Consider the following 26,503-nt stretch of genomic DNA (forward strand, 5'->3'; position numbering starts at 1 on the left):
CTCAACTCCCCGTGGGCGAAGCCGCGCTGCGCCGCACGGCGTCGTCGCCGGCGTCCTGCGCCGGGAGGGGGTCCTTCGGCTGCGGCTCCGCCTCCCCGCCCTCCGGCTGGCCGAACCAGGCCACGGCCACCGCGCCCGCCACCGCGAGCACGAACCCGAGGATCGCCACCCAGGCGAAGCCGGGCCGCGAGGAGTCGCCGAGCCACAGCACGCCGATCGCGCCCGGCAGCACCGTCTCGCCCACCACCAGCGCGGCGGTCGCCCCGTTGACCGAACCGATCTGCAAGGCGACGGTGTGCAGATACATGCCGCCGATGCCGGCCACGAGAATGGCGTAGAGCGCCGGGTCCGCGAGGAGGGTGGGCAGGTCGAAGGGGTCGATGCCGTTGAGGACGCGCACCCCGACGCCCAGCGCGCCGAAGCCGAGGCCGGAGAGCAGACCGGCCAGGATCGCGGCCCGCGAGCCGAGCATCCGCACGGCCACCGTGCCGCCCGCCATCAGCACGACCGAGATCAGCAGCAGCCACCAGTGGGTGGTCGTCGAGCTGCTGCCCCCGCCCTCGTGCCCGGCCGCGGTCGCCAGCAGCACCAGCGCCGAGCAGACGACGGCGATCGAGGCCCACTCGGGCCGGGTCAGCCTGATGCCGAGGAGCTTGATGCTCAGCACGGCGGTGATCACCAGGTTGGCGCTGATGACGGTCTGGGAGAGGAAGAGCGGCAGCAGTCGCGCGGCGAGCGCGCCGAGCGCGAACCCTATGAAGTCGAGCACCGTGCCGACCATGAACTCCCAGGTCACGGCGGCCTTCGCGGTGGACGACAGGCTGGGGCCGCCGTGCTGCGTGGTGCCGGTCGACGAGGCGGCCGCGGCCTCACGCTGGGCGGATTTCCGTGAGCCCACGGCTTGCAGGACAGAGCCTGTGCCATAGCAGGCCGATGCCGCGACAGCCGTCAGAAGGCCGATGATCACCAGTAGCTCCGTTCGCGCGTGCGCACTCTGTGTTCTGTCAGGCAGACGCGCATTTCGGGGGAAGAGTTGCCTCCGGTCAAGAACGGGTCAAATATTAGTCATCCCCAGACCGGGAACGGCCCGCCGGGGCGGCCGTCCGCAGCCGGGCCAACGCCTCGGGCGCCTCGTCCACCGAGTCGACGAGCGCGACGCGCCCGGCCATGGCGCGGCCCTCGGCCAGCGCTTCCAGCAGCGGCCAGGCCGGCAGCCGGCGCGTCCAGTGGTCGCGGTCGACCAGCACCATCGGGGTCGCCTCGCCGTGCGAGCCGTAGTAGTTCGACGTCGCGTTGTCGAAGATCTCCTGCACCGTCCCGGCCGCGCCCGGCAGGAAGACCACGCCCGCGGTGGAGCGGGCCAGCAGGCCGTCCTCGCGGATGGCGTTGGCGAAGTACTTGGCGATGCGGGCGGCGAACGCGTTCGGCGGCTCGTGCCCGTAGAACCAGGTGGGCAGGGACACCGAAGGGCCGCCGTCCGGCCAGCGCTCCCGCACGGCGAAGGCGGCCGCCGCCCAGTCGCCGACCGAGTCCACGAACGAGGGGACCTTCGCCAGGAGTTCGAGGGCCTCGTCGAGCATGGCGTCGTCGTACGGAGCCGCGTACGCGCCCAGGTTCGCGGCCTCCATCGCGCCCGGCCCGCCGCCCGTCGCCACCGTCAGCCCCGCCCGGCTCAGCGACCGGCCGAGGCGGGCCGCGCCCGCGTACGCCCGCGAACCGCGCTCCAGCGCGTGTCCGCCCATGACGCCCACGACGTCCGCGCCGGCCAGGCGCCCGTCCAGCGCGTCGGACATGGAGTCGTCGTGGATGCTGCGCAGCATCGAGGCGAAGACGTCGCCGTCGGCCCGGGTCCGCTCGTACCAGGCGTACGAGAGCGCGTCCGGCGTGCTCTCGTAGCTCACCGCCAGCCCCTCGAACAGCTCCTCGGGCCGGTAGAGCGAGCTCCGGTACGGATCGAACGGCAGCCGCGGTATCGGCGGGAAGACCAGCGCGCCCGACGCCCGTACGCGTGCCGCCGCGTCCTCCGGCATCCGGCAGCCCAGGAAGACGGCCTGATCGCAGTCGGCGGCCAGCAGCGCCGCGCCCCGCTCCATCAGGTCGAGGGACTGGACGCGGCAGCCGCTGAGCGAACCGGCGGCCGCGGCCGCGTCGAACTCCTCGATGGACGCGATCTCGCGGGGGGCCGTGGCCGAGCGCCGCCGCGAAGGGGCCGGCGGCTCCGCCGAGACGGGCCGGTGGGACGCGTCCCGACCGGCCGGGGAAGAGGGGTTCGACTGCATCGGGCCATGCTAGATCCTGCCCCCGGACCGCCTGCCTCCGCCGCCCGGGAGCGCGCCTCCAGCGCGTGCCGCGTCGACTCGCCGCGTCGACTCGCCGCGTCGACTCGCCGCGTCGGCTCACCGCGTCAGCGGGAGCGCCGCCAGCAGCCCGACCGCCCACGTCAGCGCGGCGAGTACGGCCAGCAGTACGGCCGTACGGAGCGCCGCCGCGCCGCGCAGCACGGCGGCCGGGGCGCCCAGCCGCAGCAGCGCGGCCGTCGTCTCGCCCCGGCGGTGGCGGGTCTCCAGACCCGCGGTGATCGCCGTGGCGGTGGCGCACGCTATGACGACGGCCGCGCCCAGACCGGTCAGCGGGCCGAACGGGCGGGGGCCCGCCGACTCCCAGGCGGTCCCGTACAGTTCGGCCGCCGCCAGCGCGCCCGAGGCGACCGCGCACACCACGCCCAGCGGGCGGCCGATCCGTACCGCGTCGTCCTGGAGCACCCGGCCGGCCAGCAGCCGCAGCGCGCCGGGCCGCCCGGCGGACAGCACCTTGCCGATGAGCTGTGCGAGGCCGGGCCCGGCCAGGACGAGCCCGATCGCGGTGAGCACCCAGCCGCCCACGACGCCCGGCGGACTGCCGTCCAGGCGGCCGGGCAGCGGGAAGAGCGACTCGGGGGAGGGCGCCGGGCCGCGGCCCGCGTACGCCTCCAGGGCGAGGCCGACCGCGGTCAGCGCGATGCCCCACGGCAGGCCGTGCGAGATGCCGGACGGCGCGTCCGCCGCGGCGCGCGGCGCGCGGGGCCGCAGCGCGACGGCGCTCGCGACCGCGGTGGCCACGGGCCCCACGGCGAGCAGTGTGAGGACCGCGGCCCACGGCAGCGGCTCGCCCGCTCCGAGCAGTTCGGCGGTAGCGCCGAGCGGCCGCCCGACGAGGTCGCCGCGCAGCTGGAGGAAGACCAGGAGCGCGAGCGCGCTGCCGAGCGTGCAGGAGACGGCGGCCGAGACGGCGGACAGCAGCGTGACGCGGCCCGGCCCGTACCCCGCGGCGGCCAGCCCCGAGCGCGGGCCCGTGGCCGGGTCCGTACGGGCGATCGCCACGGAGAGCTGGGCGGTGGCGGCCAGCGGCACCGCGCACCACGCGAGGCGCACGAGGGAGCCGTCGATGTCCTTCGGGTGCGCCACCGCGTGCCCCAGCGTGCACAGCAGCAGGAAGCCCACGCCGCCGGCCGCCGCCGTGAGCAGCAGCCGCCGCAGGAGTACGAGGGGGTGGGCGCCGCGGGCTAGGCGGAGACTGAGCACGCGGGCTTGCCCTCCGCCTCTGGGGCCGGGACCGCGCCGACCCGGCGGCCGTCGACGACCGAGACCATCCGGTCGGCGAGGGTGGCCGCCTCCGTGTCGTGCGTCGCGAGGACGACCGTGATGCCGTGCGACCGGGCCGCCGTCGTGATCGTACGGAGCACCTGGGCGCGGTCGGCGCGGTGCAGCGGCGCGGTCGGCTCGTCGGCGAAGAGCACCGTCGGCTCGGCGGCGAGCGCGCGGGCGATGGCGACGCGCTGCCGCTGCGCCTGGAGGAGGGCCGCCGGGCGTTTGCGAACGCAGTCACCGACGTCGAGCCGTTCCAGCCACTCGACGGCCTTCTGCCGGGCGGCCCGGTTGCCGGTGCCGCGCAGCAGCAGCGGCAGGGCGGCGTTCTCCCAGCCGGTCAGCTCGGGCACCAGATGCGGTTCGGTGTCGATCCAGCCGAACCGCTCGCGCCGCAGCCGCTCCCGGCCCACCGGGGTGAGGGTGTGCACGGGCGCGCTGTTGAACCACACCTCGCCGCTCTCGGGCGGCAGTTGGCCCGACAGGCACTTGAGGAGGGTGGTCTTGCCGGAGCCGCGGGGCCCGGTGACGGCGAGGATCTCGCGCTCGCGGACACCGAGGGAGATACCGGAGAGAGCGGGGGAGCCGCTGTGCGAGTAGTGCAGTCCGCGTGCCCAGAGCACGTCGTTGTCCGGCGGGGCCGCCATGTCGAGCACCTCGGGTCGCTGTGGGGTCCGTTCCCCTGTCCGGGTGAACGAACCGGAGGCCAATGGGTCACTGGCACCGTACGGAACCCGGATACTAGCTTCCGTCGAGGCTCGGCGCAGGAGCGGCCCACTTTCCTCCGGTCGGGCTCATTACATTGGGCTGATTACAGATGTGTAGGAGCGAACGCGCGCGAACGCACGCGAAAACGGCCGCTCCCTCCGAAGGCGGAGGAAGCGGCCGTCGCGTCGCGATTTCGCCGACGGTACGTCAGATTTTGGTCCACGCCTCTTCGAGCACGCCCCGGACGACGGACTCGATCTCGTCGAACGTCGACTGGTCGGAGATCAGCGGCGGGGAGAGCTGGATGACCGGGTCGCCGCGGTCGTCCGCCCGGCAGTACAGCCCGTTCTCGTACAGCTTCTTGCTGACGAAGCCGTACAGCAGCCGCTCGCACTCCTCCTCGTCGAAGGACTCCTTGGTGGCCTTGTCCTTCACCAGCTCGATGCCGTAGAAGAAGCCGTTGCCGCGCACGTCGCCGACGATCGGCAGGTCGTTCAGCTTGGACAGCGTGGCGTGGAAGGCGGCCTCGTTGTCGAGGACGTGCTGGTTCAGGCCCTCGCGCTCGAAGATGTCGAGGTTGGCGAGGGCGACCGCGGCGGAGACCGGGTGGCCGCCGAAGGTGTAGCCGTGCAGGAAGGTGTTGTCGCCCTGGTAGAAGGGCTCGGCGACGCGGTCCGAGACGACCGCGGCGCCTATCGGGGAGTAGCCGGACGTCATGCCCTTGGCGCAGGTGATGATGTCGGGCACGTAGCCGAACTTGTCGCAGGCGAACATCGTGCCGAGGCGGCCGAAGGCGCAGATGACCTCGTCCGAGACGAGCAGCACGCCGTACCGGTCGCAGATCTCGCGGACCCGCTGGAAGTAGCCGGGCGGCGGCGGGAAGCAGCCGCCGGCGTTCTGCACCGGCTCCAGGAAGACGGCCGCGACGGTTTCCGGGCCCTCGAAGAGGATCTCCTGCTCGATCTGGTCGGCGGCCCAGCGGCCGAACGCCTCCGGGTCGTCGCCGTGGATCGGGGCGCGGTAGATGTTGGTGTTGGGCACCTTGTGCGCGCCGGGCACCAGCGGCTCGAAGGGGGCCTTGAGGGCGGGCAGGCCGGTGATGGACAGGGCGCCCTGCGGGGTGCCGTGGTAGGCGACGGCCCGTGAGATCACCTTGTACTTGGTGTGGTTGCCGGTCAGCTTGTGGTACTGCTTCGCGAGCTTCCACGCGGTCTCGACGGCCTCGCCGCCGCCGGTGGTGAAGAAGACCTTGTTCAGGTCGCCCGGCGCGTAGTGCGCGAGCCGCTCGGCCAGCTCGACGGCCTTGGGGTGGGCGTAGCTCCACACCGGGAAGAAGGCGAGCTCCTGGGCCTGCTTGGCGGCGGCCTCGGCCAGCTCCGCGCGGCCGTGCCCGGCCTGGACCACGAACAGCCCGGACAGCCCGTCGAGGTACTTCCTGCCCTGGTCGTCGTAGATGTACGTGCCTTCGCCGCGCACGATCGTCGGCACGGGCGCGTTCTCGTACGACGACATGCGGGTGAAGTGCATCCACAGGTGGTCGTACGCCGTCTTCGAGAGGTCCTTGCTCACGGCTATCGCGTTCCCCAGGTGTAGGTCTGTTTCCGGAGCTTCAGGTAGACGAAGCTCTCGGTGGAGCGCACGCCGGGGAGGGTCCGGATGCGCTTGTTGATCATTTGCAGCAGCTGGTCGTCGTCCTCGCAGACGACCTCGATGAGGAGGTCGAACGAGCCCGCGGTCATGACGACGTACTCGACCTCGCTCATGGCGGTCAGCGCGTCGGCGACCGGGTCGAGGTCCCCCTCGACGTTGATGCCGACCATCGCCTGCCGCCGGAACCCGACGGTGAGCGGGTCGGTGACGGCGACGATCTGCATCACGCCCTGGTCGAGCAGTTTCTGTACGCGCTGGCGCACCGCGGCCTCGGAGAGGCCGACGGCCTTGCCGATCGCCGCGTAGGGACGGCGGCCGTCCTCCTGGAGCTGTTCGATGATCGCCAGGGAGACGGCGTCGATCGGCTGCGCGCCGTTCGCGCTTCTCGGATCCGTACTACGAGTGGCCACGCGTCCCACTGTGCACGGGACTCGACTGTCCCGCAACCCAGAACCGATGAAATTCGTTGCTCTAGGCTCCTCATTACACGGATTCCGTTGTCTGTGCGTGGTGGGTGTGTCGAAAACGTCGCCTACCTGACTAGGCTGGGCATCTCACCCATCGGACATCTGACAGGAGGGGTGGCAAGTGACCACCGAGCCTGGACGGCTTCGCACACTGCGCAACTACATCGGCGGGGAGTTCCGGGACGCCGCCGACGGGCGGACCACGGAGGTGGTCGACCCGACCACGGGCGAGGCATACGCCACCGCCGCGCTCTCCGGGGCCGCCGACGTCGACGCCGCCATGGCCGCCGCCGAGGCCGCCTTCCCCGCCTGGCGGGACCTCGTGCCCGGCGAACGCCAGAAGGTGCTGCTCAAGGTCGCGGACGCGATCGAGGCGCGCGCCGAGGACCTGATCACCGCGGAGTCCGAGAACACCGGCAAGCCCCTCGCGCTCGTCCGCAGCGAGGAGATCCCGCCGATGGTGGACCAGATCCGCTTCTTCGCGGGCGCCGCGCGGATGCTGGAGGGCCGCTCGGCCGGCGAGTACATGGAGGGCCTGACCTCCATCGTCCGCCGCGAGCCCATCGGCGTCTGCGCGCAGGTCGCGCCGTGGAACTACCCGATGATGATGGCCGTCTGGAAGTTCGCCCCGGCGCTGGCGGCGGGCAACACCGTCGTCATCAAGCCCTCCGACACCACGCCCGCCTCCACGGTCCTGCTCGGCGAGATCATCGGCGGCGTGCTGGAGGAGCTCGGCCACTCCAAGGGCGTCTTCAACGTCGTCTGCGGCGACCGCGACACCGGCCGGCTGATGGTCGAGCACCCCACCCCGGCCATGGCCTCGATCACCGGGTCCGTGCGGGCCGGCATGCAGGTCGCCGAGTCGGCGTCCAAGGACCTCAAGCGGGTCCACCTGGAGCTGGGCGGCAAGGCCCCCGTCGTCGTCTTCGAGGACGCCGACGTCGCCAAGGCAGCCGAGGAGATCTCGGTCGCGGGCTACTTCAACGCGGGCCAGGACTGTACGGCCGCCACCCGCGTGCTCGTGCACGAGAGCATCCACGATGAGTTCGTCACCGCCCTCGCCAAGGCCGCCGCCGACACCAAGACCGGCCGGCCGGACGACGAGGATGTGCTGTACGGGCCGCTGAACAACGCCAACCAGCTGAAGCAGGTCTCCGGCTTCATCGAGCGGCTGCCTGCCCACGCCACGATCGAGGCGGGCGGCCACCGGGTCGGCGAGAAGGGGTACTTCTACGCCCCGACCGTCGTCTCCGGCCTCAAGCAGGACGACGAGATCATCCAGCACGAGGTCTTCGGCCCCGTCATCACCGTCCAGTCCTTCACGGACGAGGAGCAGGCCGTCAGCCACGCCAACGGCGTGGAGTACGCGCTCGCCTCATCTGTGTGGACCAAGGACCACGCGCGCGCGATGCGCATGTCCAAGAAGCTCGACTTCGGCTGCGTGTGGATCAACACCCACATCCCGCTCGTCGCCGAGATGCCGCACGGCGGCTTCAAGAAGTCCGGCTACGGCAAGGACCTCTCCGCCTACGGCTTCGAGGACTACACGCGCGTCAAGCACGTGATGACGTCGATCGAGGGCTGAGCTCCGGCGGTGCGGGCCGTGCGGGTCACCGGCGAGCGCCGGCGTCCGCGCGGCCCGCTTCTCGTCGCCCGGACCGGCGGGCCAGCAGCGCGCAGAGCGCGTCCACCCGGTTCGTGGTGATGGAGTCGACACCCGCGCGCAGCAGACGCGTCATCGAGCGGCGGGTGTCGGGGGTCCAGGCGGAGACCAGGTGACCGCCGGCGTGGTCGCGTTCGACGAGTTCCGGGGAGACCAGTCCGAAGCGGTAGTTGAGCCAGCGGGGGCGGACCTCGGCGAGCAGCACGGGCCGGGGCGGGGCCAGCGTCGTCCAGGTCAGGGCGGTCTCGGCGGCGGGGTCGGCGCGGCGCACGGCGAGCATGGCGGCGGGCCCGCCGCAGTAGTACGCGCGCTCGGCCGCGCCGCACGCGTGGACCTCGGCGACCGCGGCCGGCACGGCCGACGGGTCGGGGAAGTCGATGAACGCGCGGGCCGCCGGGTACTGCCCGATCTCGTGCAGGGCCTCGCGCAGGGTGGGCACGCCGCCGCCCGTCAGCCCCCGGACCTCGGCCGCCGAGAGCCGCGACAGCGGGCGCTGGTGGCCCCAGAGCCGTTCGAGGGTCGCGTCGTGGAGGATGACGGGCACGCCGTCGCGGGTCAGGCGGACGTCGATCTCCACCGCCCCGGCGCCCGCCCGCAGCGCGGAGCGGATGGAGGGGAGCGTGTTCTCACGCCGGACGTAGGGGTCGCCCCGGTGGGCGACGGCGGTGCAGATCATGGTGCCCATTGTGGCCAACGCGGTCGGCCGCCATCGCGGCGCCGCCGTCGCGTCGTCGTGCCCCCGTGCCGCCGCCCCCGTCACCACCGGGGCGCCGCCGCCGTCAGCGCAGTGCCGCCTCCGTGTAGTCGTCGATCTCCGCGGCCAGCTTCCGCTTGTCCGCCGCTTCCATGAAGGACGCCTCGACCGCGTTCTTCGCGAGGGCCGCGACGCCTCGGGCGTCGAGGTCCAGGAGGCGGGCCGCGATGGCGTACTCCGAGTTGAGGTCGGTGCCGAACATGGGCGGGTCGTCGCTGTTGATGGTGACCAGGCAGCCCGCGTCGACCATCTGCTTCAGCGGGTGCTCGTCCAGCGTGGCGACGGCGCGGGTGGCGATGTTGGAGGTCGGCGCGACCTCCAGCGGAATGCGGTGCTCCGCGAGGTGGGCCAGCAGCTTCGGGTCCTGGACGGCGCTGGTGCCGTGGCCGATGCGCTCGGCCCGCAGGTGGGTGAGGGCGTCCCAGATGGTCTCGGGGCCCGTCGTCTCGCCCGCGTGCGGCACGGAGTGCAGGCCCGCCGCGATGGCCCGCTCGAAGAAGGGCGCGAACTGCGGGCGGGGCACCCCGATCTCGGGCCCGCCGAGCCCGAAGGAGACGAGCCCCTCCGGCCGCAGCGTCGTGGCGATGCGCTCGGTCTCCTCGGCGGAGGTCAGCCCGGCCTCGCCCGGGATGTCGAAGCACCAGCGCAGCCGCACGCCGAGGTCGGCCTCCGCGGCGACACGGGCGTCCTCTATCGCCTCCACGAAGGCGGCGTCCGGGATGCCGCGCGAGGTCGAGCTGTACGGGGTGACCGTCAGCTCGGCGTAGCGGATGTTCTGCCGGGCCATGTCGCGCGCCACCTCGTACGTCAGCAGCCGGACGTCCTCGGCGTCGCGGATCACGTCGACGACGGAGAGGTAGACGTCGATGAAGTGCGCGAAGTCGCGGAAGGTGAAGAAGTCGGCGAGCGCCTCGGGGTCGCTGGGCACCGGCGAGTCGGGGTGCCGGGCCGCGAGCTCCGCGACGATGCGCGGGGACGCCGAACCGACGTGGTGGACGTGCAGCTCCGCTTTGGGGAGACCGGCGATGAAGGGAGCGAGATCGGACACCTGAAGCCTCCGGTAGCCGCTGGTGATGGCAGGGAAAATAGGTTCGGATCATCGTATGCGGGGTGGGCACGGCCGTAGAACTCAGGCCGTAGCATGACGGAAAAGCGACTGGGGAGGGCCATGGCCGACATCGCCGACAAGGCCGGTGAGCAGCCGTCGGAGCCGCGGGACCGGGACCCGTGGGCGCCGCCGGAGGCGGGCGGAGCACAGCGCGTCGGGCTGGAGAAGCCGTCCGCGCCGCCGTCGCCGCGGGACGGCGGGCAGGCCGCCGGGCAGGCGGCGGGCGCCACCGGGCCCGGCGGTTCCGAGCACGGCGGACTCGCGGGCGGCGGCAGCGTGGGCCCGGCCCCGGGCTCGTACCCCGTCGGCGCCGAGCCCGTCGGAGGCCCGGCACCGGGCCCGTACCCCGGCGCGCCCTACGCACCGCACGCTCCGGCCGCCCAGGGGCCCGGCGCCGCACCCGCGCCGGGGCTGCCCGGCTCCGTACCGCCCCCGCCGATCGCGCCGACCGGCCCCGGCGCGCCCGTACCGTACGGATCCGGCGCGTACGGGCCCGGACCGTACGGACCGCCGCCGGGCGGCCAGGCGTTCCCGGGGCAGCCGGGCCCGCCGCCGGGCCCCGGCATGGGCTCGGGGTACGGCTACCCCGTCGCCCCGCCGCCGCCCTACGGCTACGGCTGGCAGCCCGCCCGCCCGGCGGCCGACAACAGCTTCGCCATCGCCGCCCTCGTCCTCGGCATCATCGGCGTGGTCCTGTCGCCGAGCGTCGTCTTCGGCGTCGTACTCGGCGTGCTGGCCCTCGTCTTCGGGATCATCGGCCGGGCCAAGGCGCGGCGCGGGGAGTCGGACGCGGGCGGCCGGGCGCTGGCCGGCATCATCCTGGGCGCGGCGGCGCTCGTCGCGACGGCGGCGCTGATCGCCGTCTACGTCCAGGTCGCCGACGACGCCCCCCACCGCACCACCCGCGACGACCCCGACGACGTCTACGGCGTCTATATGTCCGCCCCCGTGCTCGTACTCGGCGCGGACGCCAGCCGCTGACGCGCCTCCATCAGCGCGAACCCCAGCAGATTCAGCCCGCGCCAGCGCCGCGGGTCCCGCGCCCCCTCGTCGTCCGCCGCCAGCCCGATGCCCCATATCCGGTCCATCGGGCTGGCCTCGACGAGCACGCGGCACCCCGTGTTCAGCAGATACGCGCACAGCTCCGGGCTCTGGCCGAACTTGTGCATGCTGCCCTCGACGACCAGGCCGAAGCGGTGCCGCAGCCACACTTCGTCGTCGAAGCCGCGCACCGAACGGCCCACGGTCTTGGCCGCCTTGGGGTGGACCGCGGCCACGGCCCGTTCCCACGCCTCCGTGTCCCCGAAGAGCCGGGCCTTGCCCGCCATCATCCAGTGCTCGGCGGTGGCGTACGTGACGCCGTCCACCGTGAACGGGGCCGGCCACCACTGACTGAAGCAGCCGCTGCCCACCCCGCCGCCGCGCGGCGGCCGGTGCCCCCAGAAGCAGACGTACTTCAGCTTCTCGCCGCGCGCTGCCAGCGCCGTCAGCTCCGCGACGGAGCGCGGCCCGTCCGCCGCGACGGACACCGGCCCGCCGGTCGTCGCGCCGCTCATCCCGTCGCCGCTCGTCCCGTTCGTCCCGTTCATCCCGCCCCCGTTCCTCATACGGAGATCCTGGCAGCCGCCACTGACAGCGCGCCGGGCGGGGCACGGACCGTACGGAGCTGGAGAAGGGCTGCCGGTAAAGGCACGTCGCGCTGCGATCGCCGCGCCTCTCGCGCCCCGTACGCCCCGAGCACGCCGGGGGCGTACGGCTGTGTGCTTTCTGTGCGCCAAGTCACTGCCAACTGGTAGCCCGAACCCGCGTAACGACGCACCCCGACCGGCCTCTCACCCGTGAACGCAGCACAAGCGGAAACGGAACGGAGGCTTGGACATGAGTGGCGGCGCGGGTGCCAAGAACGCGGTGGAATGGCTGGCGTCGGTGGCACCGGATCCCGACGCCTGTCGGTGGGAGTGGGAACGCAACCCCCTGGGGGTCGCCCTGCTGCCCGCGGGGCGGCTCTGGGACGTCCTGATCCTGCCCGGCGATCTCGGCTACCCGACCCTGGACGTCCTCTCCCGCTTCATCGACCGGCCCGGCCCGGTCCTCGCGGACTTCGGCGACTCCCGGCTGGGGTTCTTCGTGCCGCCGGGCACGGTGGCCCGCTGGCTCGCCACGGGCGTGCGCGGCGCCGGGCGCGGCACCTGGATCGTCGTGCCCTATCCGGGGCGCGCGACCGGCGGCGTGCGCTGGATCGTCGTGCCCGACGGCGAGGGGACCCTCACGGATCCGGCGGTCCTGGAGCTCGCGATGCACGAGGCAGCGGCCGGGCTGAGCCGGGACGGCGGCTGATGCGCAGGGCCCGGTGCAGACACCACAGCACCAGGCCCGCCAGGCACCAGGCGCCGAGGACGTCCAGCGGCCAGTGATAGCCCTGGCGTACGAGGCCCACGCCGATCGCCGCGTTGAGCAGCCCGTACGCATTAAGCAGCCCGTACGCGACAAACGGCGCCGGCCGGCGCGTACGGGCGTGCTCACGGGCGTACGGGAGCAGCAGCAGGAGTGCGGCGCCATAGGCGACCGCCGCCGTGGCCGCGTGCCCCGACGGGAAGAAGCCCTCGTGCGTGACGCCCGCCATGCGCTCCGGTCCGGGGCGGCCGATCCCGTTCTTGAGCGGCACGACGAGCGCGGGCACGGCGGCCATCGCGAGGGCGGCGGCGAGCGGGGGCAGCCACCACCGGGGGGCGCGGGCGCGGTGCCCGCGCCGGGCCGCGTACGCCAGCGCGAGGACGAGCACGGGCACGGCCACCGTGGCGTTGCCGAGATCGGCGAAGAACTGCGCGGCGGGGGAGGGGAGGGCGCTGTCGGCGAGGGCGTGGCCGAGCCGCTCGTCGAGCGAGCGCACGGGCCCGTCCGTCGCCGCCTGCCAGGACAGCAGGGCGAGGAGCAGCGCGCACAGCGACGGGATCAGCGAGGAGAGCAGCACGCGAGAAGCGTACGGAGCGGGGGAGAGGGGGCGGCCCCGGAAGCAGGGGGGAGTTCCGGGGCCGCCATGTCGACCGGGGCGCCGCGCGCCCCGGGGGGTGTGGGGCGGGCGGCCGTCCGATCGGTGAGGAGAATCGGAGTCCAGGACTCCGTGGGTGTGCGCGAGGCACGACCGGGTCGGGGCTGGGGAAGCGCCGGCCCGGCTTCGCCCGCAGTCGCCTGCGGACGAGGTGTTTCTCTCATCCGCGGAAACCGTACGACAGGCGGGGCGGGCCGGACAGCCGTGTCACTCGTCCGCCACCCGCCCCGCACATTCTCTTCACGCGAGGGCCGTGGTGACGGCCTGTCAGACCCGCGCGCGGCAAGGGCCGTCGGGCCGTGCGCCCCCCCCGGTCGCATAGCCGACCGGCCCGCGTCCCGCTCCGGCCCGCAGGCCGTCGCGGGCCCCTCAGACCTCGGCGAGCGCGCCCTCGATGATGTCCAGGCCCTCGTTCAGCAGCGCGTCGCCGATGACCAGCGGCGGCAGGAAGCGCAGCACGTTCCCGTACGTACCGCAGGTGAGCACCAGCAGGCCCTGCTGGTGGCACGCCTTCGCGAGCGCCGCCGTGGCCTCGGGGTTGGGGTCCTTGGTGCCGGACTTCACCAGCTCGATGGCGATCATCGCGCCGCGCCCGCGCACGTCGCCGATGATGTCGGACTTCTCCTGCATGGCCGCGAGCCGGCCCTTCATGACCGACCCGATGTGCCGGGCGCGGCCCACGAGGTCCTGCTCGCGCATCGTCTCGATCGAGCCGAGCGCCGCCGCGCACGCCACCGGGTTGCCGCCGTACGTGCCGCCGAGGCCGCCCGCGTGCGCCGCGTCCATGATCTCGGCGCGGCCGGTGACGGCGGCGAGCGGCAGCCCGCCCGCGATGCCCTTGGCGGTGGTGATCAGGTCCGGGACGATCCCCTCGTCCTCGCACGCGAACCACTCGCCGGTGCGGCAGAAGCCGGACTGGATCTCGTCCGCGACGAAGACGATGCCGTTGTCCGCGGCGAACTTCGCGAGGGCGGGCAGGAAGCCCTTGGCCGGCTCGATGAAGCCGCCCTCGCCGAGCACCGGCTCGATGATGATGGCCGCGACGTTCTCCGCGCCGACCTGCTTGCTGATCTGGTCGATGGCCTGGGCGGACGCCTCGGCGCCGCAGTTCTCCGGGCCGGTGGGCCAGCGGTAGCCGTACGCCACCGGCACCCGGTACACCTCGGGCGCGAACGGGCCGAAGCCGTTCTTGTACGGCATGTTCTTCGACGTCAGCGCCATCGTCAGGTTCGTACGGCCGTGGTAGCCGTGGTCGAAGACGACGACGGCCTGCCGCTTGGTGTACGCGCGGGCGATCTTCACCGCGTTCTCGACGGCCTCGGCGCCGGAGTTGAAGAGCGCCGACTTCTTGGCGTGCTCGCCCGGGGTCAGCTCCGCGAGCTGCTCGCAGACCGCCACATAGCCCTCGTACGGCGTGACCATGAAACAGGTGTGGGTGAAGTCGGCGAGCTGCGCGGACGCCCGGCGCACCACGGCCTCGGCGGAGGAGCCGACCGAGGTCACGGCGATGCCGGAGCCGAAGTCGATGAAGGAGTTGCCGTCCACGTCCTCGATCACCCCGCCGCCCGCGCGCGCGGCGAACACCGGCAGCGTGCTGCCGACGCCGGCCGCCACCGCGGAGGACCTGCGGGCCTGCAGCTCACGGGAGTTGGGGCCGGGGATCGGCGTGACGACGCGGCGCTCCTGGGGGAGGGACGGGCCTCCGGACAGTTCAGTCATGGCAGGACTCCAGGGAGAGGGGCGAAAGGGGCGTTTAGTCGCAGGCTAGGGGCGGCGGGGCGGCGGTGGCATGTTCCGTTAGGGAGAAGTGGGCGCGTCGCCTTGTCCGCGGCGGCTATGGCGCCGGGGGCCCGCCACCGCCTGCCCGCGGGGCCTGTGGGGCCGGGGCGCCGTGTGGTCGCCGCCGTTCTCCTCGGGGCCGCCGCGACACCCGCACCCAACCGTCCCCTGCCGTCCGTTTTCCCGGCGGGCTCCCGCGCGTACCCTGCGGGTGATCATGGGCGCCGGGTCGGCACGGCACCGCCGGGGTCGGTGAACTCCCCTCGTGGGAACAGTAGATTGAACGGCGGCGCGCACACGGATACGACCTCCGGTCGGGGGCAAGGGGCAGCGGATGGACACCGAAGGCACGTACGACTCACGCGGCACACGGAGCGGTTCCGGACCGGGCCCGGCGGAGCCGCCCGCCGCCGTGCCCGACCAGGCACGACCGGTCCCCGCGCCGCCGGCTCCGGCCATTCCGCCCACCCCGCCCACGGAGGCCCCCGCCGCCCCTGCCGTCCCCGCCGCCCCGCCCGCCGCGCCGCCTTCCGTTTCGCCTTCCGCTTCGGCTCCCGCTCCGGCTGCTGGTCCGCCCGCCGCCGACTCCCCGTTCCTCGCCTGGCTGCGCGCCCCGCGCCCCGCCGTCGGCCCCGGAATCTGGGCCTTCCGCTACCGGCCGAAGCCCCCGGAGGAGCCCGACGCCATCCCCGGCCGCCAGCTGATCAGCGGCGCCGTCGTCGCCCTGCTCTGCGCCTGGCTGCTCTGGTCCCTGCTGTGGAACAACTACCTCGGCGACTACTGGTACTGGCCGCTGACCCTGCTGACGCCCGACTCCTGGTTCGAGGCCGGCGGCGGCGAGTACGGCGCGGGCTGGTGGGCCCAGCGCGTCTACCTCGCCATCGTCATCTGCGTGATAGTCGTCGTCTTCGGCCGCCTCGGCCGCTGGCCCCAGGTCTGGCGCCGGTACGCGGCCCCCGCGCTGCGCCGCCTGTGGGACGACGCCGACGCCCCGGCCGCACCGCCCGCCCCGCAGAGCGACCCGGCCCTGTGGCCCGAACTGCGCGCCGCGGGCGCCTCCGACGCCGCCGACCGGCTGGCCGCCGACGCGCGCGCCGGAGCCATGACCGACGTCGACCACGCCCGCATCGACCGCGCCTGGCAGTCCGTACGGTCCCGGCCCAGCCGCCTCGCCGCCTTCACCGACACCGTGCTGCGCCACGGCGCCGCCGCCTGCGCCCACCCCTCCGGCGCGCGCGACCTGCCCGTACGGACCGGCCACCACGACCTCGTCGCGCGCCAGGTGCGCATCGGCACCGCGGTCGAGGACCCGCGCAATCCGTACGACCACCGGGGCGCCGGATACGCGCTGGACCCGGCGCTGCTCGGCACCTCGCTGCTCGCCGTCGGACCGCCGGGCTGCGGGAAGACCGGACGCCTGGTGCGGCCGGTGGTCGAGTCGCTGTGCCTGGAGGCGCTCGCCGGGCGGGCCGCCGTCGTGGCGGTGGGCGCGTCCGGCGCGGGGCTCGCGCCGGACGGCTCCTTCGACGTCGTCATCAGGATCGGCAGCCCCGGCTCCGCCTACGCCCTCGACCTGTACGGCGGCGCCGACGACCCCGACGAGGCGGCCGGAGTCCTCGCCGAGGCGCTCGTCGGGGACCTCGTCGCCACCCTCCCCGGCGGCGACGGCCGCCGCGCGGCGACCGCGCTCGCCCAGCTCATCGGCCCGTTCCGGGCGGCCCATGACCGCTATCCGACCGTCTCCGAACTCCGCGAACTGCTCGACGAACCGGCCTCCGACGGCGCCGCGGGCCCCGCGCGCGTCGCCCTGCGCGAGAAGCTGACCGCCGCCGGCCGGCACGCCCACGCCCGCGAACTCGACGCCCGCGAGCGGCAGGCGATGCGCCCCGGCGACGTCGGCGCGATGCTCGCGGACCGGCTCGCGCTCCTGGACCGGCCCGCCTTCGCGCACTCCTTCCACCACCAGGACGGCACCGAGCCGTTCTCGCTGCGCGCCCTCGAACACCCCCTGCGGGTCCGCGTCGACCTGCCCGAACGCGGCCACACCGAGGCGTCCCGGATGCTCGCGCGGCTCGTGCTCGCGCAGTTCACGGAGTGCGCGGTGGGACGCGGCGACCGGTCGCTGTTCGCCTGCCTCGTCCTCGACGACGCCACCAGCACCGTCACCGCCGAGGCGCTGCGCGGCCTCCAGCGGCTGCGGTCCGCGAACGCCGGGGCCGTCCTCGCGCTCCGTACCCTCGACGACGTCCCCGAGGCGCTGCGCTCCGCGCTGCTCGGCGCGGTCGGCTGCCGCATGGCGTTCAGCGGGGTGACGACGTGGGACGGCGCGCGGTTCGCCGAGGTCTGGGGCAAGGAGTGGGTGGAGGACCGGGACATCACCGACCGCCAGATCATCGCCCACGAGCCGCTGACCCGCGCCACGCACGTCGTGCGCCGCCTGGTCACCGGCCGGGCCGTGACGGCGCAGTCGGTGACCACCCGGAAGGTCGAGCGCGAGCGCTGGTCCGCCTCGGAGCTCGCGCACTCCGTCCCGGCCGGGCACGCGGTGCTGTCGGTGACCTCGGTGCGGGGCGCGAGTGCGCCGCCGGTCCTGGTGGACTTGCGGCCGCCGGGCGCGTCCGGTCCGCGCTGACGGGTCGAGGCCCGAGGGCTGAGCCCTCCCCGCGCAATCCTCCGCTGAGGCAGAATCGAGGAGAGCCGTTCATACGGGACGGCGCAATCGCAGCAACGCCCCGCGAAGGTGCCATGCCTCCCACGCTCGCCTCACTCGTCCACCACTCCGCGCTCAAGCTCACCGTGCTCGCGGGAGAGGACAAGCTGGAGACCCCGGTGCGCTGGGCGCACGTCAGCGAGCTGGCCGACCCGGTGCCCTGGATGGAGGGCGGCGAACTCCTCCTCATCACCGCGATGAAGATCGACGCGGAGAACGCGGCAGCCATGCGCCGCTATGTGAAGCGGCTGGTCGGCGCGGGCGTCGTCGGGCTCGGATTCGCGGTCGGCGTCAACTACGAGCAGGTGCCGAAGCCGCTGGTGGAGGCCGCGAAGGGGGAGGGGCTGCCGCTCCTCGCGGTGCCGCGCCGCACGCCGTTCCTCGCGATCAGCAAGGCCGTCTCTGCGGCCATCGCCGCCGAGACGTACCGCGCGGTGACCGCGGGCTTCGAGGCGCAGCGCGAGCTGACCCGCGCGGCCCTCAGCACCGACGGCCCGGCCGCGCTGCTCGCCCGGCTCGCCGCCCACCTCGACGGCTGGGCCGCGCTCTACGACGCGTCGGGGGCGCTGGTGGCCGCCGCCCCCGAGTGGGCCGCGCGCCGCGCCGCCCGGCTCGGCGGGGACGTCGAGCGGCTGCGCGAGCGCCCGGCGCCCGCCAGCGCGGTCGTCGGGGGCGATCCGCGGGAGGCCGGTGACGACGACGCCGGCGGCGCGGACGACGCCGGCGACGCGGGGCGGGCGGCGGGCGGCGGCTCCGACCGGCCGGACGGGTCGGACCGGGTCGAGCTCCAGTCCCTGGGCACCGGGCGCCGCGCGCGGGGCGTCCTGGCCGTCGGCACGGGCGCGCCGCTGGGCACCGCCGAACGGTACGCCGTGCACTCCGCCATCGCGCTGCTCACCCTCTCCACGGAGCGTTCCCGCGCCCTCCAGGACGCCGAGCAGCGGCTCGGCGCGGCCGTGCTGCGGATGCTCCTCGCGGGCGAGCCCGACCACGCCAGGGCCGTGGCGGGCGGGCTCTACGGCGAACTGCTCGACGCGCCGTTCCGGATGCTGGTGGCGGAGGCCGCCGCCGGGCCCGCCGCCGAGAGCGCCGACGCCGGGGAGCACGCCGACGCCGACGGGGCGCCGGACCCGCTCGGGGTCCTCGCCGACACGGTGGAGTCCGCGGCGGCCCGTACCGGCGAGTCGGTGCTCGCCGTCCCCGACGGCGGGCGGCTGGTCGTGCTCGCCCCCGACGGCGGCGCGGCGGTCGCGGCCTGCGCCGCCCACGCGCGGGCCATCGAGGCGCGCCGCGGCACCAAGGCGCGGCCGCGCGAGCGCACCGCCGCCGCCCCCGACGACGACCTCGTCGTCGGGCTCTCCGCCCCGGTCGGCCCCATCGCCGCCGCGGGCGCCTTCCGCCAGGCCGAGCAGGCGCTGTCGGTGGCCCGGCGGCGCGGCCGGGTCCTCGTCGAGCACGAGGAGGTCGCCGCCGGTTCCGTACTGCCGCTCCTCGCCGACGACGCCGTACGGGCCTTCGCCGACGGCATGCTCCGCGCCCTCCACGACCACGACGCCACCGGCCGCGGCGACCTCGTCGCCTCCCTCCGCGCCTGGCTCTCCCGCCACGGCCAATGGGACGCCGCCGCCGCCGACCTCGGCGTCCACCGCCACACGCTCCGCTACCGCATGCGCCGCGTCGAGGAGATCCTGGGCCGCTCCCTGGACGACCCGGACGTCCGCATGGAGCTGTGGCTGGCCCTCAAGGCGACATCGGTCCCTTCTACGGGCTGAGGGCCGCGCGGCCGGGTTGGGGGACCGGACCCGACAATGCGGCGCGCCCCGTCCGTCCACTGCTACGCGCTGGACAAACGCCACCTGCCGGAACGGCCCCTACGGTGGGGAAAGTCATCCATCCGCACCATTTCCGAAGGGCCGGGATCGCTGTGCCTTCTTCTCGAGACTCCCAAGCAGCCGCCGTCCACGCGTTCTGGCTCGCAGGCCGGCAGGCGACCGGTGAGGACTCCTTCGACGTCACGTCGCCGTGGGACGGGGACACCGTCGGCACGGTGAGCGTCCCCACCGAGGCGCAGGTCGAGGAGGCCGTCGCCGCCGCGCACGCCGTGCGGGACGAGTTCATGGCGACGCCCGCGCACGTACGGGCGGCGGCGCTCGACCATGTGTCGCGGCGGCTCGTCGAGCGGACCGAGGAGATCGCGCGGCTCATCTCCGCCGAGAACGGCAAGCCGGTCAAGTGGGCCCGCGGCGAGGTGGGACGCGCCGTGTCGGTGTTCCGCTTCGCGGCCGAGGAGGCCCGCCGGTTCAACGGCGGCGAGGCGCAGCGGCTGGACACCGACGCCGGCGGCGTCGGCCGCCTGGCGCTCACCCGCCGCTTCCCGCGCGGCCCGGTCCTCGGCATCGCGCCGTTCAACTTCCCGCTGAACCTGTGCGCCCACAAGGTCGCCCCGGCGATCGCCGTCGGCGCGCCGATCATCCTCAAGCCCGCCCCGGCCACCCCGCTGTCCGGCCTGGTCATCGGCGAGCTGCTGGCCGAGACCGACCTGCCGGCCGGCTCCTGGAGCGTGCTGCCCGTCGGCAACGACCGGATGCCCGGCCTGGTGGCCGACGAGCGGCTGCCCGTCATCTCCTTCACCGGCTCCGGCCCGGTCGGCTGGTCCCTGCTGGACGCCGCGCCCCGCAAGCACACCACCCTGGAGCTCGGCGGCAACGGCGCGGCCGTCGTCCTCGCCGACTGGTCCTCCGAGGCCGACCTGGACCGCGCGGCGCAGCGCATCGCCACGTTCTCCAACTACCAGGGCGGCCAGTCCTGCATCTCCGTGCAGCGCGTGATCGCCGACGCGAGCGTGTACGACCGGCTCGTGCCGAAGGTCGTCGCGGCCGTCGAGGCGCAGGTCACCGGCGACCCGTCGGACGACGCGACCGACGTCGGCCCGCTGGTCAGCGAGGCCGCCGCCCAGCGCGTCGAGTCCTGGGTCGACGAGGCCGTACAGGCGGGCGCGCGGCTCCTCACCGGCGGCAAGCGGGACGGCGCCTCGTACGCCCCCACCGTCCTCGCGGACGTGCCCGCCGGCGTGCAGGTCGCCTGCGAGGAGATCTTCGGCCCGGTCCTGACCCTGACGAAGGCCGACGGCGAGGAGGCGGCCTTCGCCGCCGTCAACGACTCGCCGTACGGGCTCCAGGCCGGCGTCTTCACCCACGACGTGCAGACCGCCTTCCGCGCCCACCGCGCCCTGGAGGTCGGCGGCGTGATCATCGGCGACGTGCCGTCCTACCGCGCCGACCAGATGCCGTACGGCGGTGCCAAGCAGTCCGGCGTGGGCCGCGAGGGCGTGCGGTACGCCATGGAGGACTACACCTACGAGCGCGTCCTGGTCCTCACCGACCTGGCGCTCTGAGCGGGCCCGGCGTATGAACGCGGCACGCTCCGGAACCCTGTACCCGGAGCGGGCCGCGTTCCCCCGCCCCGTCGGCCGCCTGCGCCGCCGGGCATCATGAGTACGACCCGCGCCGCCGCCTCGTCCTCACGCGGGCCCCGCCGGACGCGCCGGCCCGCGCCCGTTCTGCGCGGGGTCTGGTAGAGCCCGTACGGATCGGGTACATACGGACGAGTAGCACCGGTCGGTAGCCGATCGGTACAACCCGACGCCGCGGCGAGGTGAGCCCTCATGACCGCACCATCCGTACGACCCGTGAGCGAACGCGAGGCACGACAGGTCGCCGAGGCCGCCCGCGAACAGGACTGGCGCAAGCCCAGCTTCGCCAAGGAACTGTTCCTCGGCCGCTTCCGGCTCGACCTGATCCACCCCCACCCGATGCCGGACCCGGAGGCCGTCGACCGCGGCGAGGAGTTCCTCACCAAGCTGCGCGCCTTCTGCGAGACGGAGATCGACGGCGCCCGCATCGAGCGCGAGGCGCGGATCCCGGACGAGACGATCAACGGGCTCAAGGAGCTCGGCGCGCTCGGCATGAAGATCGATACGAAGTACGGCGGACTCGGCCTCACGCAGGTGTACTACAACAAGGCCCTGGCCCTGGTCGGCTCCGCCAACCCGGCGCTCGGCGCGCTGCTCTCCGCCCACCAGTCCATCGGCGTGCCCCAGCCGCTGAAGATCTTCGGCACCCAGGAGCAGAAGGACGCCTTCCTGCCGCGCTGCGCCCGTACGGACATCTCCGCGTTCCTGCTCACCGAGCCCGACGTGGGCTCGGACCCGGCCCGCCTCGCGACGGCCGCCGTGCCCGACGGGGACTCGTACATCGTCGACGGCGTCAAGCTCTGGACCACCAACGGCGTCGTCGCCGACCTCCTCGTCGTGATGGCCCGCGTGCCCAGGTCCGAGGGCCACAAGGGCGGCATCACCGCCTTCGTCGTCGAGGCCGCGGCCGAGGGCGTCACCGTCGAGCGGCGCAACGCCTTCATGGGGCTGCGCGGCATCGAGAACGGCGTGACCCGCTTCCACCGGGTCCGCGTCCCGGCCGCGCACCGCATCGGCCCGGAGGGCGCCGGCCTGAAGATCGCGCTCACCACGCTCAACACCGGCCGCCTTTCGCTGCCCGCCATGTGCGTCGGCGCGGGCAAATGGGCCCTGAAGATCGCCCGCGAGTGGTCGGTGGCGCGCGAGCAGTGGGGCAAGCCGATCGCCGAGCACGAGGCCGTCGGCGCCAAGATCTCCTTCATCGCGGCCACCACCTTCGCCCTCGAAGCCGTCGTCGACCTCTCCTCCCAGATGGCCGACGAGGACCGCAACGACATCCGGATCGAGGCCGCGCTCGCCAAGCTGTACGGCTCCGAGATGGGCTGCCTGATCGCCGACGAGCTGGTCCAGATCCGCGGCGGCCGCGGCTTCGAGACCGCCGCCTCGCTCGCCGCCCGCGGCGAACGCGCCGTGCCCGCCGAGCAGATCCTGCGCGACCTGCGCATCAACCGGATCTTCGAGGGCTCCACCGAGATCATGCACCTGCTCATCGCCCGCGAGGCCGTCGACGCCCATCTCTCGGTCGCCGGCGACCTCATCGACCCCGACGCCTCCCTCACCGACAAGGGCCGGGCGGCGGCCAAGGCCGGCGCCTTCTACGCCCGCTGGCTGCCCAAGCTCGTCGCCGGGCCGGGGCAGCTCCCGAGCTCCTACGCGGAGTTCGCCCCGCCCGGCCACCGCGACCTCAGCGGCCACCTGCGCTACACCGAGCGCGCGGCCCGCAAGCTCGCCCGTTCCACTTTCTACGCGATGTCCCGCTGGCAGGGACGGATGGAGACCAAGCAGGGCTTCCTGGGACGCGTCGTCGACATCGGCGCCGAACTCTTCGCCATGAGCGCCGCGTGCGTACGGGCCGAGATGCTGCGCGCCCAGGGCGACCACGGGGCCGAGGCGTACCAGCTCGCCGACGCCTTCTGCGAACAGGCGCGCATCCGGACGGACGAGCTGTTCGGACGGCTGTGGACCAACACCGACGACCTCGACCGCAAGGTCGTCTCCGGCGTCATGTCCGGTACGTACGCGTGGCTGGAGAGCGGCGTCGTCGACCCCAGCGGCGACGGCCCCTGGATCGCCGACGCCACCCCCGGCCCGGCCCGCACCGACAACCTGCACCGGCCCATCCGCTGACGGACCCCGGCGGACACAGCCCCGGCCTCAGCCGCGCGCCCGCGCCCGGCTGAGGCCCGTGGGGCGGGTGATGACCGTTCCGGGGGACGCGGTGCCGCACCCGGAAGGGATGCGGCAACAATGGGGGGATGACGGACTCCCTCGCTGACCCGCACCTTCGCTGCGCCCCGGCCGACGCCCCGCGTGAAAGCCCGAGCGGCCCCCGCTCCATCGTCATCCTCGGCTCGACCGGTTCGATCGGCACGCAGGCCATCGATGTCGTCCTCCGCAACCCCGAGCGCTTCCGGGTGACCGCCCTGTCGGCCGCCGGCGGCCGCGTGGACCTCCTCGCCGAGCAGGCGCACCGGCTCCGGGTGGACGCCGTGGCCGTCGCCCAGGCCGACAAGGCCGCCGACCTGCGCGCGGCCCTCACCGCGCGGTACGGCGCCGAGCCGCTGCCCGAGATCCTGGCGGGCCCGGACGCCGCCGCCGAACTGGCCCGCACCGAGTGCCACTCCGTCCTCAACGGCATCACGGGCTCCATCGGCCTCGCGCCCACCCTCGCCGCCCTCGAAGCCGGCCGCGTCCTCATCCTCGCCAACAAGGAGTCGCTGATCGCCGGCGGCCCGCTGGTCAAGGCCGCCGCCCGGCCCGGCCAGATCGTGCCCGTCGACTCCGAGCACTCCGCGCTCTTCCAGGCCCTGCTCGGCGGCGCGCCCCGCGAGGTCCGAAAGCTCGTCGTCACCGCCTCCGGCGGCCCTTTCCGCGGCCGCACGAAGGACCAGCTCGGAGCCGTCACCCGCGAGCAGGCGCTCGCCCACCCCACCTGGGACATGGGCCCCGTCGTCACCATCAACTCCGCCACCCTCGTCAACAAGGGGCTGGAGGTCATCGAGGCGCATCTGCTGTTCGACGTCCCCTTCGACCGCATCGAGGTCGTGGTCCATCCGCAGTCCTACATCCACTCGATGGTGGAGTTCACGGACGGCTCGACGCTCGCCCAGGCCAGCCCGCCCGACATGCGGATGCCGATCGCGCTGGGCATGGGGTGGCCGGAGCGGGTCCCCGACGCCGCGCCCGGCGTGGACTGGACCAAGGCCCACACCTGGGAGTTCTTCCCGCTCGACACCGAGGCGTTCCCCTCCGTGGGCCTGGCCTGCCACGTCGGCGAGCTGGGCGGCACCGCGCCCGCGGTCTTCAACGCGGCCAACGAGGAGTGCGTCGCCGCCTTCCTCGCCGGCCGGCTGCCGTTCACAGGGATTGTCGATACCGTCGCGGAAGTGGTTTCGGAACACGGAAAACCCGTTTCGGGAACCCGGCTCTCGGTCGCGGACGTCTTGCAGGCCGAGACCTGGGCGCGCTCCCGGGCCCGTGAACTGGCCGCCCGTACCGCTCGTACAGCGCACGCAACCTCGGAGGCTCGCGCATGACAACACTGATGACCATCCTGGGGATAGTCGTCTTCGTGGTGGGCCTGCTCTTCTCGATCGCGTGGCACGAGCTCGGCCACCTCTCGACCGCGAAACTCTTCGGCATCCGCGTGCCGCAGTACATGGTCGGCTTCGGGCCGACGATCTTCTCGCGGAAGAAGGGCGACACCGAGTACGGGGTGAAGGCCATCCCGCTCGGCGGCTACATCCGCATGATCGGGATGTTCCCGCCCGGCGAGGACGGCCGGATCACGGCGCGCTCCACCTCGCCGTGGCGCGGCATGATCGAGGACGCCCGCTCGGCGGCCTTCGAGGAGCTGGAACCGGGCGACGAGTCGCGGCTCTTCTACACGCGCAAGCCGTGGAAGCGCGTGATCGTGATGTTCGCCGGGCCGTTCATGAACCTGGTCCTGGCCGTCGCGATCTTCCTCGGCGTGATGATGACCTTCGGCATCAACACCCAGACCACCCAGGTCTCCTCGGTCTCCGAGTGCGTGGTCTCCGCCCAGGCCAAGACCGACAAGTGCCCGGCCGGAGCCAAGCCGTCGCCGGCCAAGGCCGCCGGCCTCCAGCCGAAGGACAAGATCGTCGGCTTCAACGGGCACAAGATCGACGACTGGTCGACGCTCCAGGACGACATCCGCAGGACCACGGGCACGGCGACCATCACCGTCGAGCGCGACGGCCAGCGCAAGGAGCTGCGCGCCGACCTCATCCCCAACCAGGTCCAGAAGTACGACGGCAAGGGCAAGCCCGTCGTCGGCCAGTACGTCAAGGCCGGCTTCCTCGGCTTCAGCCCCGCGCCGGGCATCGTCCAGCAGTCCTTCGGGCAGTCCGTGGACCGCATGGGCGACATGGTCGCCTCCGGCGTCGAATCGCTGATCGCCCTGCCCGGGAAGATCCCGGACCTGTGGGACGCGGCCTTCGACGGCGGCCAGCGCAAGGCCGACTCCCCGATGGGCGTCGTGGGCGCCGCCCGCGTCGGCGGCGAGGTCTTCAACCTCGACATCCCGCCGTCCCAGCAGATCGCGACCATGCTCTTCCTGGTCGCCGGGTTCAACCTGTCGCTCTTCCTCTTCAACATGCTCCCGCTGCTCCCGCTGGACGGCGGGCACATCGCGGGCGCGCTGTGGGAGTCCGTGCGCCGCGCCTTCGCCCGGGTCTTCCGCCGCCCCGACCCCGGCCCCTTCGACGTCGCGAAGCTGATGCCGGTCGCCTACGTGGTCGCGGGCGTCTTCATCTGCTTCACGCTGCTGGTCCTGGTCGCGGACGTCGTCAATCCGGTGCGGCTCACCTAGGCTCTGTCCATGGGCTCCCGCCCGCCCTCCGGGGGCGCGGCGGGGGACCGAGGACGGGGCCTGGCACACCGGCCGTACGGCCGTACCGCTCGAAAGTGCGGCGAAAGACCCGATTGCGGCGGCCGGACGCGCTATGTGTCCGGCCGTCTACGTTTGGGTGTACGGCGAGGGGAGGGATGTGCTTCCGACTGATCCAGTGCCGTAATCTCGAACACCGGAGCCCGCCGAACTCGGGTCCTTGATCCACACCATGGGGTTGCTCGCAAGATGACTGCGATTTCACTTGGAATGCCGTCCGTACCGATCAAGCTCGCCGACCGCCGGGTCAGCCGCAAGATCCAGGTCGGGTCCGTGGCCGTCGGAGGCGACGCGCCGGTCTCGGTGCAGTCGATGACGACGACGGTGACGGCGGATGTCGGTGCGACGTTGCAGCAGATCGCCGAGTTGACGGCGTCGGGCTGTCAGATTGTGCGGGTGGCGTGTCCGTCGCAGGATGATGCGGACGCGTTGCCGGTGATCGCGCGGAAGTCGAATATTCCGGTGATCGCGGATATTCATTTCCAGCCGAAGTATGTGTTCGCGGCGATCGACGCGGGCTGTGCGGCGGTGCGGGTGAATCCGGGGAACATCCGGCAGTTCGACGACAAGGTGAAGGAGATCGCGAAGGCGGCTTCGGATGCGGGGAC

General features: G+C 73.5%; 21 protein-coding genes. 10 read left to right on the forward strand and 11 right to left on the reverse strand.

Translation table 11 applies throughout. From position 1 onward, the window contains the following. Position 1: 1 nt before the first annotated feature. The 6 genes from AB0I49_RS29100 to AB0I49_RS29125 all read right to left on the reverse strand — a co-directional run bounded on the left by AB0I49_RS29100 (position 2) and on the right by AB0I49_RS29125 (position 6,391). A complete protein-coding gene (locus tag AB0I49_RS29100) occupies positions 2-967 on the reverse strand; it encodes a hypothetical protein (protein WP_363230082.1) in 966 nt (321 codons plus the stop codon). Positions 968-1,061: 94 nt separating this feature from the next. Beyond that, positions 1,062-2,279 carry an LOG family protein gene (locus tag AB0I49_RS29105; protein ID WP_363230083.1) on the reverse strand — a complete coding sequence of 406 codons (1,218 nt, stop codon included), beginning with the start codon at positions 2,277-2,279 and terminating at the stop codon, positions 1,062-1,064. 117 nt (positions 2,280-2,396) lie between these two features. Further along, a complete protein-coding gene (locus AB0I49_RS29110; RefSeq protein WP_363230084.1) occupies positions 2,397-3,560 on the reverse strand; it encodes a hypothetical protein in 1,164 nt (387 codons plus the stop codon). Then, positions 3,542-4,270: an ATP-binding cassette domain-containing protein gene (locus AB0I49_RS29115; RefSeq protein WP_363230086.1), complete on the reverse strand. Its 729-nt coding sequence runs from the start codon at positions 4,268-4,270 to the stop codon at positions 3,542-3,544. Before AB0I49_RS29115 ends, AB0I49_RS29110 begins: the two co-directional genes overlap by 19 nt. Before the next feature lie 268 nt (positions 4,271-4,538). Beyond that, positions 4,539-5,918 (reverse strand): aspartate aminotransferase family protein, encoded by a 1,380-nt coding sequence (locus AB0I49_RS29120; protein ID WP_363230107.1) that lies wholly within the window; start codon positions 5,916-5,918, stop codon positions 4,539-4,541. Beyond that, on the reverse strand, positions 5,903-6,391 hold the full coding sequence (locus AB0I49_RS29125) for an Lrp/AsnC family transcriptional regulator (RefSeq protein ID WP_363230087.1): 489 nt from the start codon (positions 6,389-6,391) through the stop codon (positions 5,903-5,905). The genes AB0I49_RS29120 and AB0I49_RS29125 overlap by 16 nt, the downstream gene beginning before the upstream one ends. A gap of 178 nt (positions 6,392-6,569) precedes the next feature. Here AB0I49_RS29125 and AB0I49_RS29130 point away from each other — a divergent pair, with 178 nt between their 5' ends. After that, a complete protein-coding gene (locus tag AB0I49_RS29130; protein ID WP_363230088.1) occupies positions 6,570-8,033 on the forward strand; it encodes a gamma-aminobutyraldehyde dehydrogenase in 1,464 nt (487 codons plus the stop codon). Positions 8,034-8,058: 25 nt separating this feature from the next. Here AB0I49_RS29130 and AB0I49_RS29135 read toward each other — a convergent pair whose 3' ends face one another. Beyond that, a complete protein-coding gene (locus AB0I49_RS29135) occupies positions 8,059-8,787 on the reverse strand; it encodes a glycerophosphodiester phosphodiesterase (protein WP_363230089.1) in 729 nt (242 codons plus the stop codon). Positions 8,788-8,890: 103 nt separating this feature from the next. Further along, a complete protein-coding gene (locus AB0I49_RS29140) occupies positions 8,891-9,913 on the reverse strand; it encodes an adenosine deaminase (RefSeq protein ID WP_363230090.1) in 1,023 nt (340 codons plus the stop codon). Between the two features lie 93 nt (positions 9,914-10,006). Between AB0I49_RS29140 and AB0I49_RS29145 the strand changes: the two genes are divergently transcribed. After that, positions 10,007-10,954: a DUF4190 domain-containing protein gene (locus AB0I49_RS29145; protein ID WP_363230091.1), complete on the forward strand. Its 948-nt coding sequence runs from the start codon at positions 10,007-10,009 to the stop codon at positions 10,952-10,954. Here AB0I49_RS29145 and AB0I49_RS29150 read toward each other — a convergent pair. After that, positions 10,906-11,529, reverse strand: a complete 624-nt coding sequence (locus tag AB0I49_RS29150; protein WP_363230108.1) for an NADAR family protein — start codon at positions 11,527-11,529, stop codon at positions 10,906-10,908. The two genes, AB0I49_RS29145 and AB0I49_RS29150, sit on opposite strands and share 49 nt — an antisense overlap. 322 nt (positions 11,530-11,851) lie before the next feature. Here AB0I49_RS29150 and AB0I49_RS29155 point away from each other — a divergent pair, with 322 nt between their 5' ends. After that, positions 11,852-12,310 (forward strand): hypothetical protein, encoded by a 459-nt coding sequence (locus AB0I49_RS29155; RefSeq protein WP_363230092.1) that lies wholly within the window; start codon positions 11,852-11,854, stop codon positions 12,308-12,310. Here AB0I49_RS29155 and AB0I49_RS29160 read toward each other — a convergent pair. Both AB0I49_RS29160 and gabT read right to left on the reverse strand, forming a co-directional pair. After that, the gene (locus AB0I49_RS29160; protein ID WP_363230093.1) at positions 12,240-12,944 is read right to left on the reverse strand and encodes a phosphatase PAP2 family protein; all 705 of its coding nucleotides are present in this window, start codon (positions 12,942-12,944) and stop codon (positions 12,240-12,242) included. The two genes, AB0I49_RS29155 and AB0I49_RS29160, sit on opposite strands and share 71 nt — an antisense overlap. 447 nt (positions 12,945-13,391) lie before the next feature. Next, complete coding sequence (gene gabT / locus AB0I49_RS29165; protein ID WP_363230094.1) at positions 13,392-14,741, reverse strand: 4-aminobutyrate--2-oxoglutarate transaminase; 1,350 nt, start codon at positions 14,739-14,741, stop codon at positions 13,392-13,394. A 394-nt stretch (positions 14,742-15,135) separates the two neighbouring features. Here gabT and AB0I49_RS29170 point away from each other — a divergent pair, with 394 nt between their 5' ends. From AB0I49_RS29170 to AB0I49_RS29200, 7 genes are all read left to right on the forward strand, one after another. Next, a complete protein-coding gene (locus AB0I49_RS29170) occupies positions 15,136-17,433 on the forward strand; it encodes an ATP-binding protein (RefSeq protein ID WP_363230095.1) in 2,298 nt (765 codons plus the stop codon). A 113-nt stretch (positions 17,434-17,546) separates the two neighbouring features. Further along, positions 17,547-19,283 (forward strand): PucR family transcriptional regulator, encoded by a 1,737-nt coding sequence (locus AB0I49_RS29175; protein ID WP_363230096.1) that lies wholly within the window; start codon positions 17,547-17,549, stop codon positions 19,281-19,283. A gap of 152 nt (positions 19,284-19,435) precedes the next feature. After that, a complete protein-coding gene (locus tag AB0I49_RS29180) occupies positions 19,436-20,905 on the forward strand; it encodes an aldehyde dehydrogenase family protein (RefSeq protein WP_363230097.1) in 1,470 nt (489 codons plus the stop codon). A gap of 270 nt (positions 20,906-21,175) precedes the next feature. Continuing rightward, entirely contained in the window at positions 21,176-23,110 is a 1,935-nt protein-coding gene (locus AB0I49_RS29185) for an acyl-CoA dehydrogenase family protein (protein WP_363230098.1), read from the forward strand. Between the two features lie 128 nt (positions 23,111-23,238). Then, complete coding sequence (gene dxr, locus AB0I49_RS29190) at positions 23,239-24,519, forward strand: 1-deoxy-D-xylulose-5-phosphate reductoisomerase (protein WP_363230099.1); 1,281 nt, start codon at positions 23,239-23,241, stop codon at positions 24,517-24,519. Next, on the forward strand, positions 24,516-25,817 hold the full coding sequence (locus tag AB0I49_RS29195; RefSeq protein WP_363230100.1) for a site-2 protease family protein: 1,302 nt from the start codon (positions 24,516-24,518) through the stop codon (positions 25,815-25,817). The genes dxr and AB0I49_RS29195 overlap by 4 nt, the downstream gene beginning before the upstream one ends. A 267-nt stretch (positions 25,818-26,084) precedes the next feature. Then, positions 26,085-26,503, forward strand: a 419-nt coding sequence (locus AB0I49_RS29200) for a flavodoxin-dependent (E)-4-hydroxy-3-methylbut-2-enyl-diphosphate synthase (protein WP_363230101.1), incomplete at its 3' end; no start/stop codon positions are given.

This window comes from Streptomyces sp. NPDC050617, assembly GCF_040654795.1.
GTDB lineage: Bacteria > Actinomycetota > Actinomycetes > Streptomycetales > Streptomycetaceae > Streptomyces.

Coding starts and splice junctions, on each gene's coding strand:
- AB0I49_RS29175 (WP_363230096.1), top strand. CDS start 17,547: ATGCCTCCCACGCTCGCCTCACTCGTCCACCACTCCGCGCTCAAGCTC.
- AB0I49_RS29150 (WP_363230108.1), bottom strand. CDS start 11,529: ATGAGCGGCGCGACGACCGGCGGGCCGGTGTCCGTCGCGGCGGACGGG.
- AB0I49_RS29135 (WP_363230089.1), bottom strand. CDS start 8,787: ATGATCTGCACCGCCGTCGCCCACCGGGGCGACCCCTACGTCCGGCGT.
- AB0I49_RS29105 (WP_363230083.1), bottom strand. CDS start 2,279: ATGCAGTCGAACCCCTCTTCCCCGGCCGGTCGGGACGCGTCCCACCGG.
- AB0I49_RS29185 (WP_363230098.1), top strand. CDS start 21,176: ATGACCGCACCATCCGTACGACCCGTGAGCGAACGCGAGGCACGACAG.
- gabT (WP_363230094.1), bottom strand. CDS start 14,741: ATGACTGAACTGTCCGGAGGCCCGTCCCTCCCCCAGGAGCGCCGCGTC.
- AB0I49_RS29145 (WP_363230091.1), top strand. CDS start 10,007: ATGACGGAAAAGCGACTGGGGAGGGCCATGGCCGACATCGCCGACAAG.
- AB0I49_RS29195 (WP_363230100.1), top strand. CDS start 24,516: ATGACAACACTGATGACCATCCTGGGGATAGTCGTCTTCGTGGTGGGC.
- dxr (WP_363230099.1), top strand. CDS start 23,239: ATGACGGACTCCCTCGCTGACCCGCACCTTCGCTGCGCCCCGGCCGAC.
- AB0I49_RS29155 (WP_363230092.1), top strand. CDS start 11,852: ATGAGTGGCGGCGCGGGTGCCAAGAACGCGGTGGAATGGCTGGCGTCG.
- AB0I49_RS29170 (WP_363230095.1), top strand. CDS start 15,136: ATGGACACCGAAGGCACGTACGACTCACGCGGCACACGGAGCGGTTCC.
- AB0I49_RS29115 (WP_363230086.1), bottom strand. CDS start 4,270: ATGGCGGCCCCGCCGGACAACGACGTGCTCTGGGCACGCGGACTGCAC.